Source organism: Labrys okinawensis (assembly GCF_047345005.1).
Lineage (GTDB): Bacteria > Pseudomonadota > Alphaproteobacteria > Rhizobiales > Labraceae > Labrys > Labrys okinawensis.
The window spans coordinates 2,802,934-2,818,890 of the sequence record NZ_CP178864.1; the positions used below are offsets into that span (position 1 = coordinate 2,802,934).

Genomic DNA, 15,957 nt, shown 5'->3' on the forward strand with positions numbered 1-15,957 from the left:
GTTTCGCCACCTCGCGTTCTGGATGAGGATGATGTCGACAGCCAACGAAGCCGCGGCGCCGCCTGTGCGTGCCAGATGGCGCCTCAGGTCCGGCTGGGCCAGCGCGGTCCTGCTGACGCCGGCCTATGGCTGGCTGACGCTTGCCGTGTTCCTGCCCCTCTGCGCCATGCTCTTCTTCAGCTTCCTGAAGAGTTCGCCGATCCCGGGCCGCCCGCTGGTCTATACGATCGACAACTACCTCGCCTTCATCAAGCGTCCCTACCTGTTCGATGTCGCCTGGACGTCGATCGAGATCGGCCTGTGGACCACCGGCCTGTGTGCGCTGATCGGCCTGCCGGCAGCGCTGGCGTTGGCAAGGGCCACGAGCGGGCGGTCCAAGCACATCCTGTTTCTCCTCATCATCCTGCCTTTCTGGACCAACGGGCTGGTGCGAGTCTTTTCCTGGACGATGGTCCTGCGCGAAGGCGGCATTCTCGACTATGCGCTCCATTGGATCTTTCCGGCGGCGCCGACCTTCTCGCTGCTCTACAGCTTCCCGGCAATCATCATCGGGCTCGTCCACGCCTACCTGCCCTATATGATCCTGACCTGCTATCTCTCGGCCTCTGCGATCGAGGATGCGACCATTGAGGCTGCTCGCAGCCTCGGTGCCCGAATGCCCGTGGTGTTCTGGAAGATCCTGCTGCCGCTGTGCCTGCCGGGGCTGATCTCGGGCTCGATCCTGATCTTCGTACCCGTGATCGGCAGCTTCATGGAGCCGCGCATCCTGGGCGGACGCATCGGCGTCACTATGGGCACGGTGATCGAGGATCAGTTCACGGCGGCCTTCAACTGGCCGCTTGGCGCCGCCTTGTCCTTCACCATGCTGGCTGTCGTCCTCCTGATCTTCGCCGCTTCCTCCCGCGTCCTCGCCGGGCGCGTGGGAACACAGTAGGAGGCCATGATGATCGCACTCGGCCGTTCCTTCCTCGGCGCCACCCTGGTCTTCCTCTATCTGCCCATCCTGGTAATGGTGGCAATGGCCTTCAACGCCTCGCCGCTCTACACCCTGCCGATCGAGCCGACATTCCATTGGTTCGGCGTGCTGGCCGAGAATGGCCCCCTGCTAGCGGCGACGTACAACAGCTTGCTGATTGCGCTCGCGACCTCGATCATCGCGACGGCGGTGGGAACGCTCGCATCCCTGGCCCTCAACAGGCGCACTTTCCGCGGTCAATCTCTGCTCAAGGTGCTGCTGCTGCCGCCGATTGCCATTCCCTGGCTGATCACCGGCACGGCCATGCTGGTGTTCTTCTTCTGGACCGGTATTGGGCGCGGGCTGCACGCCATGCTGATCGGCCATGTCGCGCTCGCCATTCCCTATGTCGTGCTGATCGTCGGCACCGGCATGCAGTCGCTGCGGGCAGAACTCGAGGAAGCGGCCATGAGCCTCGGCTCGACCCCGATCCATGCCTTCCGGGCGGTCACCCTGCCGCTGCTGGCACCCAGCATCATCGCCGCGCTGCTTTTCGCCTTCGCGGTGTCGCTCGACCAGTTCGTCGTCTCCTACTTCCTGGCGACACCGGGCGTCAGCACCTTGCCGGTCGAGATCTATACCTCGATCCGGAAGGGCTTCACGCCGGAGATCAATGCGATCTCGGCCATCTTCCTCGGCGTTTCGGCGGTACTCGTGCTGATCTTCGCCCAATTGTCCAACCTCGGAGGCAATCGTGATCGGCGTTGATGTAGCTTCCATCAGCAAGGGATATGGTTCCCTACGCGTGCTGGACCAGGTGAGCACCTCCTTCAAGGCCGGGCAGTTCACCAGCCTGCTCGGGCCCTCCGGCTCGGGCAAGACCACGCTGTTGCGCATCATCGGGGGCTTCGTCTCTCCCGACGACGGCAAGATCCGCTTTGGCAGCGAGGATGTGACCGACGTGCCGCTCTGGCAGCGCAAGGTCGGGATGGTCTTTCAGTCCTACGCGCTGTTTCCGCACATGAACGTGCACGACAACGTCATTTTCGGCCTCAACCGCCAGGGCATCAGGGGAGACGCGGCGCGCAAGGAAGTGGCACGGGTTCTGGAGATGGTGCACCTCACCGGCTTCGAGCAGCGCAAGCCCAAGCAACTGTCGGGCGGGCAGCAGCAGCGAGTCGCCCTTGCCCGCGCCATCGTCACCAAGCCCAAGGTGCTTTTGCTCGACGAACCCCTGTCGGCGCTCGACCGGCGCCTGCGCCAGGACATGCAGATCGAACTGCGCCGCATCCAGCGTGAGAGCGGCCTGACCACCATCTTCGTGACACATGATCAGGAAGAGGCGCTGACGCTCTCCGATACGGTGGCGATCCTCGACGGTGGACGCATCATCCAGGAAGGCGTGCCCCTCGACATTTATGAGCGCCCGCGCAACCGCTTTGCCGCCTCCTTCCTGGGGGATGCCAACTTCTTCAAGGGCATCGCCACGACCGGGGGCGTCGAGCTTGCTGGCGCGCTTCTGCGCACTGCCGACAGGCTGCCGACGCCGGGAACGCAGGTGACGCTCGCTGTGCGCCCCGAAAAAATGCGCCTGGTGGGGGAGGGCACGCCGACCGATGGCGAAAACCTCTATACCGTCACGATCCGCGAGATCATCTATGCCGGCGCCGTCTCGACCTTTCTCGCCCAGGGCGCCGATGGCACGGAGATCAAGATCCTGTCGCAGAACCGGGAAGTCAGGCAACTTGTCGCCGGCCAGACCGTAACGCTGGCCTGGTCGCCTGCAAATACCATCGTACTGGCGGACTGATATGCTGACGGATGCTCGCGCGATTCATCTGTGCATCGACATGCAGCGTATTTTTGCCGAAGAGACGCAATGGCATACGCCGACCCTGTTCGACATCGTTCCCAACATCGCCCGCATCGTGGCGGAGAAGCCCGGGCATACGATCTTCGCGCGCTTTACGGTTCCGCACACGCCTGATCTCGCGACGGGAAGCTGGCAGACCTATTATCGCCGCTGGTCCAGCCTGACGGGTGCGAATCTGGATCCAGGCATGATCGAGCTGGTCGAGCCGCTCGCGGCCCTGGCCGAAGGCGAGGAGATCTTCGATAAACCGACCTACTCGCTGTTTGGCCACAGCCACCTCGATCAACGGCTCAAGGCACGCAAGGCCGATACGCTGGTCATCACAGGCGTGGAGACCGACATCTGCGTCCTCGCGACGGTCTTCGATGCGGTGGACCTCGGCTACAGGGTGATCCTGGTGCGGGACGCGGTCACCAGTTCATCACTCGAATCCCACAAGGCAACCCTGGAACTCGTCTTGCCCCGCATGCCGCAGCAGATCACCATCGCCGGGACCGCAGATGTGATCGCGAGCTGGAGCTGCGCATGATCATGGCTTTGCCCTCTGGTTGCCTGACATGCCCGAGAGCATGAACATTCCGTTCGACCGGGCCTGGAATACGTGGTCGAGCCGGCCGGCCGAAATGGTCTTCCTGCCCCTCGGCGTGCGCCTGACGCCGCTGGCATTCGCGGCCAGCAACGCCAAGGCCACGTTGTTCGACAATCCAGACAGCGTGCGCCTCGGGCGCCACCATCTCGACGCCTCGCTGGTGGAGCTCGATCTCAGTCACGCCGGGACCCGGCTCGCCTGGCGTTATGGCAAGACCGATCCCTTCTGCCTTTCCGGTTCCTGGCGAACGATCCGCTCGGGCGAGTGGGGGCTGCGTTTCTGGATCAATCTCTGCTTCTCCGCGGATGCAGGGGAGACGGTTCGGTTCGTTTCGTCGCGCAACGCCGCCGTCATTCAGATCGGCCATCGCTTCGTCGCGCTGGCGACCGCCAAGCCGCCGGTCCAGGTAACAGGGCACGACAGTGTTGCCGACGCCATGTCCGACTACGAGACCCATGGCTACTTCTACAAGGGCTCGCGTTCCGAGGCGGCGCCCGTCCTGATGCTTCGCTTCAATCTGGAGATGATGCGAGATAACAGCTTCGGCGTTGCTATCGCGGATCGCGAAGATATCGCCATTGAGCGGGCAAGCTCTCTGGCTGCTTCGCCCGATGACCCCCCAACTGTGGCGGCCGACAACAGTTCGCCAGCCTTCGCGCTCGATGCGCTGCGCGACGTCGTTGCCTGGAATACGGTGTGGGACGGCGTCAACCAGCGCGCTTACACGTCCATCAGCCGGAACTGGGACCTCGGCAAATTCGGAGGCTTCGGTGTCTGGCTCAACGACCAATTCTACGCGGCCCTTATGGCGGGCGAACTCGATGCCGGGCTTGCCCGCGAGAACTTCGCCGTCGCGCTGTCGAACGCCACGCCGGAAGGTAATCTCGCCTGTCTCCTCACCGCGAATGACGCCTGGGTCGATCGCAGCCAGAGCCCGATCGGCAGTTTCGTCGCCTGGCTGCTCTATCTGAGGTGCAGCTCGCGCGATTTCCTGGAGGCCTCCTATGCCGCACTTGCCCGCAACCACGCCTGGTGGTGGCGCGAGCGCGACCCCGACCGGTCCGGCCTCGCCTCCTTCGGGACCTCGGATGTCGGCGACGGGCTCTACAAGGGCACGTCCTTCGGCGCCCGCAACGAGTCGGCCATGGACAATTCGCCGGTTCACGACGAAGCCTGCTGGGATCCCCAAACCCGCACGCTGGATTGCTGGGACATCGGGCTCAACAGCCTGCTGGCTCTCGACGCCGAAATGCTCGGCCTGATCGCAGAAGAACTCGGATATGGTCGTGAGGCGGCCGACCATGCGTCGCGCGCGCAAGCGACGCGTGCGTGCATCCGCGAGCGCCTGTGGGACGCCGATCGCGGCATCTTCGCCAATCGCCTGCATTCCGGTACTTTCGTGCGCAGCCTGGCTCCGACGAGCTTCTACCCCTTGTTGGCGGGTGCCGCCACGCAGGAGCAGGCCGAACGGCTGTTCGCCCATCTCGACGATCCCGCGGCCTTCGGCGGCGACCCGATCATTCCGGGGGTCAGCCGTGACGATCCGGCCTTTCCGGACAACAGCTATTGGCGCGGCAGGATCTGGCCGCCGTTCAACTATCTCGTCTATCTGGGTCTGAAGCGCTCGGGCGCGGAGGCGAAGGCTTCTGAGCTGGCGCGGCGCAGCTTCGCGCTATTCCGCCGCGTCTGGGAAAAGGATCGCATCTGCCCGGAGAACTACAATGCCGAGACGGGCGAGCCGCTCGACCAGCCCGATACCGAGCGTTTCTACAGCTGGGGAGCCCTGATGGCCAAGCTCGGCGTCGCCGCTATCACCGACATCACCCCGTGGGGCGGCTGGGAGGTCGTGAATGACGGCGTAGCCGCCACTCTTGGCCCCTTCACCAGCCCGATAGGGCGGACGCGCCTGACGATCGATGAGGCTGGACGCCTAAGCATTATCCAAGGCGATACGGTCCTGCTGCGTACCGATATTCAGGGACGCATCCGTCATCTCTCGTTTCAAGCCGGCACATTCTCCATGCACCTGCCGCCGGTTTCCAAGGAGGCCTTCCTGCTTTTCCCGACCATGCGGCCGGCGTCGGTCCTTGAGGCGAGTTTGGACGGCGAGGCTCGAGCGATGACCGACGAGGACGAAGGGAGCCTGGTCAGGCTGCCACCGTGCGACGAGCCGCGCTTATTCGTGATGAGAAGGCGAGGCTGATCGAGGCCGCGTTCGGGCTCTGCCAATCGAAATCAGGGCACCATGGCAGTACCGCACCGCAGCATCCCGATGTGGCCCACGGCTTGCATGGGAACATCCGTCACTGAAACGGATTTCACATGCCCGCCTTCGAAGATCTTGCCGCCTTCATCCAATCGACCGACATCCATCGCATTCCGCCTTCCATCCGCCACCAGACCGGTCTTGTGCTAGCCGATACGCTCGGCGCTATCCTGGCCGGCTGGCAGGAGGCGGACGTGCGTGCGATCGGGCGGAAGTATGCCGATGCGGGCGAGGCCGATGTCTTCGGCCGGAAGCGCAAGGCAGATGCGGCGTCGGCCGCTTTCCTGACGGGCTTTGCCGGCACGGCGGTGGAGCTCGACGAGGGCAATTATGCCGCCGGCGGGCATCCGGCCATCCATGCCGTCGCCGCGGCTCTCGCCGAATGGAGCGTGCGGCCGGATCTTTCGGGCGAGGCCTTCTTCAATGCCGTGCTGGTCGGCTACGAGGCGGGCGCCCGCGCCGGCATGGCCACCACGCTGCGCCCGGCGGCGCATCCGCACGGTACCTGGGGCGTGATCGGCGCCGCGGCCGCAGTGGCGCGGCTGCGCCATTTTTCGTCCGAGATGACCTTGACGGCGCTCGAACTCGCGGCGAGCCTCAGCCTTGCCACCAGCGTCACCGCCAGCCTGCGCGGCAGCGCCATCCGCAACATCTATGCCGGCGTTGCGGCGCAGAACGGCCTGCTCGCCTGCGATCTCGCCCAGGCCGGCATGACTGGCGAACCCAATGGCATTGCTGTGGTTTTCGGTTCGGTCAGCGGGTCGCGCTTCTCGCATGAGAAGCTGGTGGATGGGCTCGGCGAGCGCTGGCTGATTGCCCAGCCCTTCCTCAAGCTCGCCTCCTCCTGCCGCGAGACCCAGGGCGCGCTGGAGGTGATCGAGACGATGCTGGAGGAGCGCGACATCGATCCCTTCGAGATAGAGGCCATGCGCGTCACAACCTTTGCCCCGGCCTCCGCCCTGAAGGAGACCAGGCCGGTGACGCCGATCGGCGCTCGCTTCTCGATTCCCTTCGTGCTGGCGCTGCGCCTCATGCACGGCTCCGTATGGATCGATGCCTTCGCGCCGGAGAAACTGCGTGACCCCGCCATCCGGGCTCTGGCCGAGCGCATCCGGGTGATCGAGGATCCGGCCATGACCCGCCGCCTGCCGACCGAACGGCCCTGTCGCATCGAGATACGCTTTGCGAACGGAAAGGGCCGTTCCGCCGAGAAGACAGATGCCCTCGGCGATCCCTCCCGTCCCTTGCCGGAGGCGGCCTTGAAGTCGAAGTTCCTGCGTATGGCCGAGGGGCTCGAGGATGGGGAGGCGGCATGGATTGCCGCCCGAATGCCAGACAAATCTACCGGATTCGAAGCGTTTTCGCGGCTATTCCTGAACGGATAGCACGATATGATCGAGGTGGTGCATCATCAGGTGCACCGCCTTGGCCCCATCCCCCGCGCGCATGGCATCGACGATGGCAATATGTTCGGAGGGCGAACAGTCGGTGTCGTGGCGGGTGGCATGGGTGGCGAGCGCCAGGGCCGTGCGCCAGACCAGGTTCTCGATGATCGAGGTCAAGACGGGGTTGCCCGCAAGTTCCGCCACCAGGCGATGGAACTCGCCCGAAAGGCGGATGATGGCGCCGGGCTGCTCAGCCCGACGGGCCTGCGCTTCCTCCTCGAGATGGGCGTCGAGTCGCGCCAGCGCCAGCGTGCGCGCTGGCTCGGGCAGGGCTGCCACAAGCGTCGCCGTCTCGCTTTCGATGACGCGGCGCGCATGGAAGAGGGCGATGCTTTCCGCCCGGCTCGGCTGGGCCACGAAGGCGCCGCGATTGGGCTCGAGCGCGATCAGCCCGCGCTGGGACAGCAATAGCAGGACCTTGCGGACTCGTGCACGGGTGACACCGAAGATATCGACCAGGCTTTCCTCGGTGAGCTTGGTGCCGGGTGGCAGTCGACGTTCGGCAATGGCACCGAGAATGCGCTCGAATATCTCCCGCTCGGTCTGAAGACCGGAGGCTTTATTTGACGGCAGCCCAGAATACTCGATGTCGAGCATGACCTCAGCAGACCATAACCTGCAGAATGATATGGTTTTCAAGTCGAACGCCGGTTGCCCCAAGTTTGGAGTTGCGTTCAACGATCGCAGTATTGCATCTCACGCCCGTCGGCGCCGATTTGTCAAGACGGTCAAATATTCATTGTCGACAATCCCAGCCACGTTGTGGCAGTGCAGCATCAGGCTATTCCCGTCCAATCTGCTCAAATATGTTGCACGTCGACGTGCAATATTTTGGCAGCGGCCTGGGGGTAAATCTTAATGCCTTGATGAATCACGCAATTTCATTTGGCACGGCCCATGCATAGGGATTGTCGACAATCCTGAATGAGGCTCGGCGTGGCAAATAGCGCAACTGAAACAGGCAAGGCCAAGGGGCTGATCGAGTTTGCTTCCGTGACCAAGGCCTATGGTTCCTACAAGGCCGTCGACGCCATCAATCTCAAGATCCCGGCCTCCACCTATTGTTGCCTCCTCGGCCCCTCGGGCTGCGGCAAGACCACCTCCCTGCGCATGCTGGCGGGCCATGAGATCGCAACCTCCGGCGATATCCTTCTCGACAACATCGATGTCACTGACCTCGCTCCTGCCAAGCGGGGCACGGCGATGATGTTCCAGAGCTACGCGCTCTTCCCCCATCTCACCGTGGCCGAGAACGTCGCCTTCTCGCTGAAGATGAAGGGCGTCTCCAAGCCCGAGCGGCTCGAAAAGGCCAGGACCATGCTCAAGGTGGTGGAACTGGAAAAGTTCGCCGACCGCCTGCCATCCCAGCTCTCGGGCGGCCAGCAGCAGCGCGTGGCGCTGGCCCGTGCCTTGATCACCCAGCCCTCGGCACTGCTTCTCGACGAGCCGCTCTCGGCACTCGACCCGTTCCTGCGCATCAGGGTGCGTGGCGAGCTGAAGCGCCTGCAGAAGAGTCTCGGCATCTCGTTCGTGCATGTCACCCACAGCCAGGACGAGGCTCTCGCCCTCGCCGATCTCGTGGTGCTGATGAACAACGGCCGCATCGAGCAGCAGGGCACCGCGGGGGATGTCTTCAACCGCCCGCGGACTGCTTTCGTGACCCGCTTCGTCGGTGGCCACAATGTCATCGATCTCGGCGACCGTGCCATCGCCGTGCGCCAGGATCGCGTCCAGCTTGCCCATGGCGAGGCGGAGGCTACGGCCTCGAGCCGCTTCGTCAATGTCGCCGGCATCGAGTTTGCCGGCACCGGCTATTCCGTTCAGGTCAAGGACGAGCGCGGCGGCGAGATGACCGCCATGGTGGCCGAGCAATCATACCTGTCGCAACCCTTCCAGGAAGGGGAGCGCGCCACGCTTTCGTGGGCGCCATCGGACGCCCACCAACTCGAAGGCGGTGCCCATTAAGGGCCCGTGATCAAACGATAATCCGATCCAGAAGGGGACCGTATATGAAGAAAGAGCATAAGGGCGGCCTGTCGCGCCGCGACCTCCTGAAAGGGGGCATCGCGCTGGCGGGCGCCGCTGCCGGCGCGAGCGTGCTGGCAGCCCCGGCCGTGCACGCGGACGAACCCGTCACGCTGCGCTACCTTTCCACCGCCACCAACCAGGCTCCCGCCATCGCCGACCAGGCCTTCAAGGATACCGGCGTCAAGATCCAGTACGTCTCGGTGGACACCGATGACGTCACCAAGCGCATCATCACCCAGCCGAACTCCTTCGACCTGGTCGACACCGAATATTTCAGCCTCAAGAAACTGGTGCCGTCGGGCAATTTGATGGGCATGGACGCCAAGAAGATCAAGCTGGTCGACAAGCTCGCCACCGTGATCACCAAGGGCGAGATCAACGGCAAGAAGATCGGCGACCAAGGCACGGCGCCCAAGAAGGTGTTCTATCTCGAAGGCCAGCATTCCAAGAAATTCGCGACTGAGCCGACCGAGTGGATCACGTTGATCCCGACCACCTATAACGCCGACACGCTCGGCATCCGCCCGGACCTGATCGGCCGGCCCATCGAAAGCTGGGCCGAACTGCTCAATCCGCAATTCAAGGGCAAGGCCGCCATCCTCAACATCCCATCCATCGGCATCATGGATGCCGCCATGGTCACCGAAGCCAGCGGCAAGCACAAATATGCCGACAAGGGCAACATGACCAAGGACGAGATCGACCTGACGATCGCCACCATGATCGAGGCCAAGAAAGCGGGCCAGTTCCGCGCTTTCTGGTCGGACTTCAACGAAAGCGTCAATCTGATGGCTTCGGGCGAGACCGTGATCCAGTCGATGTGGTCGCCCGCCGTGACCGCCGTGCGGCTCAAGGGCATTCCCTGCAAGTTCCAGCCGCTCAAGGAAGGCTATCGCGCCTGGGCTTCCGGCTTCGCCCTGCCCAAGACGCTGAAGGGCAAGCAACTCGACGCCGCCTATGAGTTCATCAACTGGTTCCTCTCAGGCTGGGCCGGCGCCTATCTCAACCGGCAGGGCTACTATTCGGCCGTGCTCGACACCGCCAAGGAGCACATGGAGCCCTATGAGTGGGCGTACTGGATGGAAGGCAAGCCTGCCGAGAAGGACATCCACGGGCCGGACGGCGGCCTGCTCGAAAAGGCCGGCGCCACCCGGGACGGCGGTTCCTATGAGCAGCGCATGGGCGCCGTGGCCTGCTGGAACGCGGTCATGGATGAGAACGAGTACATGGTCAAGAAGTGGAACGAGTTCATCGCGGCTTGACCGGCTTCGACCGAACGGTCGGGGAATCTCGACTTTTTATCATGCCCGGGCTTGTCCCGGGCATCCTGAGGCAACGCCATGGATCTACACCGGACACTTGTCCGGTAGGGGGACAAGCCCGGTCATGACAAAATCTGCGCCTTTCCAGCCGGGCCGCACCATAGCCCGGCTCGGCAATTGGCATATCCTGAAAGGTCCTCCATGGCGGTAACCACGGCCACAGCTCCGACCACTTCCGCTTCCGCCCCGCCACGTGAGCGGACCAGCAAGCGCGCCTCGTCCCGCTGGGCCTCCTATTGGCAGGCCGCGCCGCTGACCATCGTCTTCGCGATATTCTTCATCCTGCCACTGCTGGCTACCTTCATCGTCAGCTTCTGGGACTATACCGAATATTCGATGGAGCCGGATTTCCAGCTGAAGAACTATGTCGAGGTCTTCGACAAGTGCGTCTCGGGGCTGCCGGACCTGTGCACGACCTTCAAGACCTATCTGTCGACACTGAAATTCTGCCTGATCGTGTGGCTCTCCACACTGCTGATCGGCTTCACGGTGTCCTATTACATCGCCTTCGAGGTGAAGAAGACGACGACGCGGCTTGTGCTGGCGCTGCTTTGCACCATTCCTTTCTGGACCTCGAATGTCATTCGAATGATCTCCTGGATACCGCTGCTCGGCCGGAACGGCCTGATCAACCAGACATTGATGACTGTCGGCATCACCAGCCAGCCACAGGATTGGCTGCTCTATTCCAACTTCTCGGTGATCCTGGCCTTCGTGCACCTCAACACGGTGTTCATGATCGTGCCGATCGTCAATTCCATGTCGCGTATCGATCGCTCGCTGGTCGAGGCGGCCTATGACAATGGCGCCTCGGGCTGGCAGACCCTGTGGAATGTCATCATCCCGCTTTCCAAGACCGGCATCGCCATCGGCTCGATCTTCGTGATCACCGTGGTGATGGGCGATTTCATCACCATCGGCCTGATGGGCGGCCAGCAGATCGCCTCGATCGGCAAGGTCATCAATGTCGAGATCGGCTATCTGCAATTCCCGATCGCCGCCGCCAACGCCATCATCCTGCTCGCCGTCGTGATGATGATCATCGCGGCGATGGTGCGCTTCATCGATATCCGGAAGGAACTCTGAGATGAGAGAGGGCAGGGGTCTCACCTTCTATATCCTGACGGCGATCTTCGCGCTCTATGTGCTGTTCCTCTACGGGCCGACCATCACCATTCTGATCCTGTCGTTCCAGGGGCCGGATGGCGGCCTCACCTTCCCGATGAACGGGGTGTCGCTGCACTGGTTCCACGAACTTTTCTACGGCGATACGGTGAGCGGCATCGGCGATGCCTTCTTCCGCTCGCTCGGGCTCGGCCTGCTGGTGGCCTTCCTCACCGTGGTGATCTCGGTGATGGCGGGCCTCGCCTTCCGCCGGCGCTTCTTGGGGTCCAACTTCCTGTTCTACACCGCCATCGCCAGCCTGATCCTGCCCTCGATCATCGTGTCGCTCGGCATCGCGCTGGAATTCAAGATCGTCGACGACACCATCAAGGCCATCGGCGATGCCTACGAGATCGAGTGGATCCAGGACAATTACCAGACGATAGTCGGCATCTTCACCTCCGGCCTCGGCGCTCACCTGACCTGGACGCTGCCTTTCGGCCTGCTGATCATGTTCGCCGTGTTCAACCGCTTCAACCCCTCCTATGAGGAAGCGGCGCGCGATCTCGGCGCAACGCCGTGGCAGACCTTCTGGAACGTCGTGCTGCCCATCATCGCGCCTTCCCTGGTCGGCGTCGCCCTGTTCGGCTTCACGCTGTCCTGGGACGAGATCGCCCGCACCAGCCAGGCAATCGGCGCCGAGAACACGCTGCCCCTCCAGCTCGAAGGCATGACGACCACGGTGACCACACCTGTGATCTACGCGCTGGGAACACTAACCACCGCGATCTCGATGGCCGTGATCCTCGGCGCCATCACCATCCTGCTGCTGGTCCAGCGCCATCGCGCCAGGCAAGGCTCGGATGCAGGCAAGGGAATGGTGTAGTTGGGAGCACGGACGTCCTCGTCTGCGCCTCCCAGGTTTATTCCGCCGCCGCCGCTCCATCCTCCAACGCCAGGAATCCGCCGGATTGGCGGCTCCATAGCCTCGCATAGAGCCCACCTTGGGCGATGAGTTCCTCATGCCGGCCCTCTTCCACGATGCGGCCTTCGTCCAGCACGATCAGCCGGTCTAGTTCCGCGATGGTGGAGAGCCGATGGGCGATGGCGAGCACGGTCTTGTGCTGCATCAGCCGCTTGAGCTGGCCCTGGATCACCGCCTCCACTTCGGAGTCGAGCGCTGATGTTGCCTCGTCCAGCACCAGGATGGGAGCATCCTTCAACAGCACGCGCGCAATGGTGATGCGCTGGCGCTGGCCGCCCGAGAGCTTGACGCCGCGCTCGCCCACCCGGGATTCGTAACCGGCGCGCCCGTCCTGGTCGCCGAGGCCGAGAATGAACTCGTGGGCGGCGGCCTGGCGGGCGGCCTCTTCGATGGCCACGCGGTCGACCTCCGTACGGCCATAGGCGATGTTGTCGTGGATGGAGCGGTGCAGCAGGGAATTGTCCTGCGTTACCACGCCGATCAACCGGCGCAGGCTGTCCTGTGTGACATGGGCGATGTCCTGCCCGTCGATCAGGATGCGCCCACCCTGAATCGCATAGAGACGCAGCAGCAGATTGACCAGCGTCGACTTGCCGGCGCCCGAGGGGCCGACGATGCCGATCTTTTCGCCAGGCCGGATGGTGAGCGACAGATCCTCGAACACGGGCCTGCCGCCGCCATAGCCGAAGCGGACATGGTCGAAGACGATCCCGCCCCGCGGCACGGCGAGCGCCGCGGCATCCGGATCGTCGACGAGGTCGTGCGGCTTGGCGATGGTGAGCATGCTCTCCTGCACCGTGCCGATATTGTCGAAGACGTCGCGCACCAGATACATCAGCCAGCCCGAAAGCTGGACGAGGCGCAGCACCAGGGCGATACCCGCGGCACCGATGCCACCCGTCATCGTGCCGCGAGTCCACAGCAGCAGCGTGATGCCGGCCGTGCTGACGATCAGCAGGCTGTTGAGGATCTGCAGGAGGAAGGTGGTGCCGAGGATCAGGCGCTGGAGTGCCAGGAAGGCATCGTTCCAGCGCTTGAGCGATTCCCGCACGGCCGAGCGCTCGAGGTCGCCGCGGGCGAACAGTTTTACGGTGAGGATGTTGGTGTAGGAATCGACGATGCGGCCCGTCGCCGACGAACGGCCGAGCGAATTGGCTTCCGATCGCTCCAGCGCCCGCGGCACGAAGAAACGCAGCAGGGTTGCATAGGCGATGAACCAGACTATGACAGGCAGCGTCAGCCAGATGCTGACCGAGCTGAAGAAGCCGATTGTGACCGAGGCGAATATGATGCCGTACCAGAGGTCGCCGATCATCGCGACGGCGGCGGAGCGGATCGACTGGCCTGCCTGGATGACGCGCGCGGACAGGCGCCCGGCGAAATCGTTCTGGAAATAGGTCAGCGAGTGGCCGAGCGTGTAGACATGGTTGCGCCAGCGGATCTGGTTGGTGAGGGAGGGCACCACGATCTGGTTGGTCACCAGTTGCACGAGGAAGAAGAGTACCGGTCTTAGGATCACGATGAGCAGGGCGGCACCGACGAGATGCCAGCCGTAGTCGCGGAAGATGGTCGCGGCGGACTGCTTGTTGAGCAAGTCGACGAACCAGCCGACCATCAGATAGATCGACGCCTCGATGGCGCTGAAGGCAAGCTCGATCACCATGATCGCGACAAGCCAGCCCTTCACCACCTTGAGGTGATGCCACATGAAGCGCCACACGCCCGTCGGCGGCGTCTCGTGCTCGTCGAACGGCGCAAAGACGTCGATGCGGCTTTCGAGATACCGGAACAGGCGAGACAGCATTACGGACGTGACCCTGGTTCAAATCCCACATGGCAATGGCATGGCCAGAGGGCAATAAGCTTGGGTCAAAATGATGGTACGCGCCGATTCCCGAAACAGCGTTGACTGTTCAGGCCGCATCCTTTCTCTCGGCGGCCACATTCGCCGACACCTCGTCGAGCCCCTCTACAAGCGCGCCGGCCAACCGCTACCCAACCAAGATCACCCTCAGATCATTCACATTGGTGAAGGTCGGGCCAGGGGCCACGAGGTCGCCGATGGCTTCGAAGAAGCCCGTCGAGTCGTTGTTGGCGAGATAGGCCTCTGGATCGATGCCCCTGGCTCGCGCTCGAGCGAGGGTGGTGGGGTCGATGATCGCGCCGGCCGGGTCGGTGGCGAGGCCGCCGCCGCCATCGGTGCCGTCGGTATCGGCGGCGAGCGCGCTGATGCCGGACTCGCCGCCAAGCGCCAGCGCGAGCGCGAGACTGAATTCCTGGTTGGGTCCGCCACGGCCCTTGCCGGTGATGGTCACCGTCAACTCGCCACCCGAGATGAGAGCGGCCTTGCGCCCGGCCGCCTTCAAGGCTCTTGCCTGTTTCGCCTGCTCGGCGGCGACGCTACGCGCCTCGCCCTCGACGTTGGCGCCGAGCACCACCGGTTCATAGCCATGCTGCTCAGCTATCTCTATCGCGGCCGCAATCATCTGGGCAGGCGTCGCGACGATGCGGAATTCGCTCTTGGCAAACACGGCGTCGCCGGGCTTCGGCGTTTCATTCCCGGCATCTTCGAAATGGCCGCGCGCGGCACCGAGGGGCGTGTTGAAACGTTCTGCGATGGCGAGCGCCTGAGCGTTGCTGGCCGGATCCGGAACGGTTGGTCCAGAACCAATGATGGCAGGATCATCGCCCGGCACGTCGGAGACGGCGAGTGTCAGCAGCCGTGCCGGGTAGGCCGCCTGCGCCAGCCTTCCGCCCTTGATGCGCGACAGGCGCTTGCGCACCACGTTGATCTCGCCGATCGCCGCACCCGAGCGCAGGAGATGGCGCGTGATGGTGCGCTTGTCGTCGAGGGTGAGGTCACCAGCCGGCGCCACCAGATTGGCGGAGGCGCCGCCCGACAACAGCACGAGAACGAGATCGTCGGGCCCAGCGGAGCGGGCGGCTTCAAGCGCACGCGTGGCGCCCTCCACACTGCCGGCATCCGGCACGGGATGGCCAGCCTCGATCATCGGGATGGACCTGAGCGGGCGGCCATATCCATGCCGCGCCACCGCAACGCCGCTGATACGCTCGGCCGGCACGCCGAGCCCTGCATAATGGGCCTCGGCGATTTCGGCCATGCTGCCGCCGGCCTTGCCAGCCGCGATGATCACCAGGCGCCCGCTTGCCGGCAATGGCGGCAGGTGGGAAGGCAGGAAGCTGGCCGGATGGGAGGCTGCCACGGCGCCCGTGAAGATGGCATCGAGGACGGCGCGTTGCGTGTCTGCGTGATCCGGCATGAGATGGTCGGGCTCCCCTGGAACGAAGCGCGTTTCCTGCGAAACGCCCTTGGCTCGCTCTATTTGTTTTCGGCGCAACTGTGTGACGCCTGGCATTACCCCATGGAAG

General features: G+C 63.7%; 13 protein-coding genes. 10 read left to right on the forward strand and 3 right to left on the reverse strand.

The annotated features are described in order from the left end of the window. Positions 1 to 28 precede the first annotated feature (28 nt). The 6 genes from ACMDCR_RS13050 to ACMDCR_RS13075 all read left to right on the forward strand — a co-directional run bounded on the left by ACMDCR_RS13050 (position 29) and on the right by ACMDCR_RS13075 (position 7,068). Positions 29 to 934, forward strand: coding sequence for an ABC transporter permease (locus ACMDCR_RS13050; protein ID WP_413992937.1), 906 nt, complete (start codon positions 29 to 31; stop codon positions 932 to 934). A gap of 9 nt (positions 935 to 943) precedes the next feature. After that, positions 944 to 1,723: an ABC transporter permease gene (locus ACMDCR_RS13055; protein ID WP_413993607.1), complete on the forward strand. Its 780-nt coding sequence runs from the start codon at positions 944 to 946 to the stop codon at positions 1,721 to 1,723. Continuing rightward, entirely contained in the window at positions 1,710 to 2,765 is a 1,056-nt protein-coding gene (locus ACMDCR_RS13060) for an ABC transporter ATP-binding protein (RefSeq protein WP_413992938.1), read from the forward strand. The genes ACMDCR_RS13055 and ACMDCR_RS13060 overlap by 14 nt, the downstream gene beginning before the upstream one ends. A 1-nt stretch (position 2,766) precedes the next feature. Continuing rightward, positions 2,767 to 3,357, forward strand: a complete 591-nt coding sequence (locus ACMDCR_RS13065; protein WP_413992939.1) for a cysteine hydrolase family protein — start codon at positions 2,767 to 2,769, stop codon at positions 3,355 to 3,357. A gap of 28 nt (positions 3,358 to 3,385) precedes the next feature. Continuing rightward, positions 3,386 to 5,620, forward strand: coding sequence for an MGH1-like glycoside hydrolase domain-containing protein (locus tag ACMDCR_RS13070; RefSeq protein ID WP_413992940.1), 2,235 nt, complete (start codon positions 3,386 to 3,388; stop codon positions 5,618 to 5,620). A gap of 119 nt (positions 5,621 to 5,739) precedes the next feature. Further along, complete coding sequence (locus tag ACMDCR_RS13075) at positions 5,740 to 7,068, forward strand: MmgE/PrpD family protein (RefSeq protein ID WP_413992941.1); 1,329 nt, start codon at positions 5,740 to 5,742, stop codon at positions 7,066 to 7,068. On the opposite strand, the gene ACMDCR_RS13080 is transcribed toward ACMDCR_RS13075, so the two are convergent. After that, positions 7,051 to 7,725 (reverse strand): GntR family transcriptional regulator, encoded by a 675-nt coding sequence (locus ACMDCR_RS13080; protein WP_413992942.1) that lies wholly within the window; start codon positions 7,723 to 7,725, stop codon positions 7,051 to 7,053. The genes ACMDCR_RS13075 and ACMDCR_RS13080 overlap by 18 nt on opposite strands. Positions 7,726 to 8,064: 339 nt before the next feature. Between ACMDCR_RS13080 and ACMDCR_RS13085 the strand changes: the two genes are divergently transcribed. From ACMDCR_RS13085 to ACMDCR_RS13100, 4 genes are all read left to right on the forward strand, one after another. Next, the gene (locus ACMDCR_RS13085) at positions 8,065 to 9,093 is read left to right on the forward strand and encodes an ABC transporter ATP-binding protein (protein ID WP_413992943.1); all 1,029 of its coding nucleotides are present in this window, start codon (positions 8,065 to 8,067) and stop codon (positions 9,091 to 9,093) included. A gap of 44 nt (positions 9,094 to 9,137) precedes the next feature. Further along, positions 9,138 to 10,418: an ABC transporter substrate-binding protein gene (locus ACMDCR_RS13090; RefSeq protein ID WP_413992944.1), complete on the forward strand. Its 1,281-nt coding sequence runs from the start codon at positions 9,138 to 9,140 to the stop codon at positions 10,416 to 10,418. Between the two features lie 201 nt (positions 10,419 to 10,619). After that, complete coding sequence (locus tag ACMDCR_RS13095; protein ID WP_413992945.1) at positions 10,620 to 11,564, forward strand: ABC transporter permease; 945 nt, start codon at positions 10,620 to 10,622, stop codon at positions 11,562 to 11,564. A 1-nt stretch (position 11,565) separates the two neighbouring features. After that, positions 11,566 to 12,468 (forward strand): ABC transporter permease, encoded by a 903-nt coding sequence (locus tag ACMDCR_RS13100; RefSeq protein ID WP_413992946.1) that lies wholly within the window; start codon positions 11,566 to 11,568, stop codon positions 12,466 to 12,468. Between the two features lie 37 nt (positions 12,469 to 12,505). Here ACMDCR_RS13100 and ACMDCR_RS13105 read toward each other — a convergent pair whose 3' ends face one another. Together ACMDCR_RS13105 and ACMDCR_RS13110 are read right to left on the reverse strand one after the other, a co-directional pair. Next, positions 12,506 to 14,371: an ABC transporter ATP-binding protein gene (locus ACMDCR_RS13105; RefSeq protein ID WP_413992947.1), complete on the reverse strand. Its 1,866-nt coding sequence runs from the start codon at positions 14,369 to 14,371 to the stop codon at positions 12,506 to 12,508. Positions 14,372 to 14,558: 187 nt separating this feature from the next. Further along, the gene (locus ACMDCR_RS13110) at positions 14,559 to 15,848 is read right to left on the reverse strand and encodes a glycerate kinase (RefSeq protein WP_413992948.1); all 1,290 of its coding nucleotides are present in this window, start codon (positions 15,846 to 15,848) and stop codon (positions 14,559 to 14,561) included. Positions 15,849 to 15,957 lie beyond the last annotated feature (109 nt).